2 protein-coding genes are annotated in these 1,218 nt (G+C 65.2%); both read right to left on the bottom strand.

All coding sequences use genetic code 11. The features are described 5' to 3' along the window. Nucleotides 1-287, bottom strand: a 287-nt coding sequence (locus ACIRS4_RS37715; protein ID WP_404204710.1) for an MlaD family protein, incomplete at its 3' end; no start/stop codon positions are given. Next, nucleotides 287-1,218: MlaD family protein (locus ACIRS4_RS37710; RefSeq protein WP_404204708.1), on the bottom strand; the 932-nt coding region annotated here is incomplete at its 5' end. The genes ACIRS4_RS37710 and ACIRS4_RS37715, both read right to left, overlap by 1 nt.

The raw sequence follows: 1,218 nt of genomic DNA, 5'->3' as shown, positions 1-1,218 counted from the left end.
TGCACGACGCTGTCCACCGGAATCCGGTACTTGGCGTCGTATTCGAGGGTGACCGCCAGTCCGTGCGCGGTCGCCCCGATATCGCGCACCTTGCCGATGGGCAGGCCGCGCAGCGTCACCTGGGAGGTCTTCATCAGCCCGCCCGACCCGTCGAGCAGCACGGTGACGGTGTTGTTCTGACGGCGTGGATCCAGCTTCAGCACGCCGACGGCCATGTAGCTGCCGCACACGAAGGTCAGCACCAGCAGCATGACCAGCGACACCGGCCCGGACAGTGAGAGCTTCATCAGGGCACCATCCCGATCCCGCGCAGCGTGCCGATCAGCTGGTCGGCCTGCGCGTCGGCGGCGGATACGTTGCGCACCTTCACATCCGGCGCGTTCAGGAAGGGAATGATCTTCTCCTTCAGCAGCGTGTGGAAGGTGTCGAGATTCGCCGCCAGCGTCAGGTCGGCGTATCCGGCCGTCACCGCGGTCGGCGCGAGCACCGACACGATCGACCGGAAATCGCCGATGTGCGGCAGCAGCAGATCCCCGGCGTTCTTGGCGAGCGGACCGCCGCTGATGATCAGATTCACCACGGCCAGCAGCACATCCGACAATCCGGCCGCCCGATCCGGCCCGAGCGTGAGGATCCGGTCCACCGCCCCGCGACCGGATTCCAGCTTCGTGGTGATCTGCTGCGCCGAGGTGAGGATGCGATTCAATTCGTCGGTGTGGGCGGCCATATCGTGCAGCGCCACCCGCCCGGCCCGGTTGACCCGGTCCAGTTCGGCCGGGTCCGACGGGAACGCGGCATTCACGTCGGTCACCAGTTTCTGGATGTCCGACCACCGCCCGCCGGTGATGATGTTCGACAGCGCCCGCAGAATATCCTCGACATTGGTGGCCGGAATCGTCTGCGACACCGGAATCACGTCACCGTTGCCGAGCAGCGTGCTACTGGCGTTCTTGGGCGCTTCCAGCGCGATATGGATATCGCCGAGAATGGTCGACTGCCGCAGTTCCGCCGTCGTGGATTTCGACAGTTTGGCGCCGGTGTGCAGTTTCACCGTCGCCACCGCGGTGGTCCCGATCAGCTCGATGTGGTCGAGCATGCCGACCTCGACACCGTCGGAGATCACCTTGGCGCGGTCGGGCAGATTCAGCACCGACCCGAATTCGATACGCACCGAATAGGTGTCGCCGGACGGATAGGTGCCGGGAATCGGAATATCGG

The organism is Streptomyces sp. NPDC101166 (genome assembly GCF_044768125.1).
Taxonomy (GTDB): Bacteria; Actinomycetota; Actinomycetes; order Streptomycetales; family Streptomycetaceae; genus Streptomyces.
The sequence above is the reverse complement of the archived record's forward strand: the minus strand, read 5'-3'. Positions and strand labels throughout refer to the sequence as shown.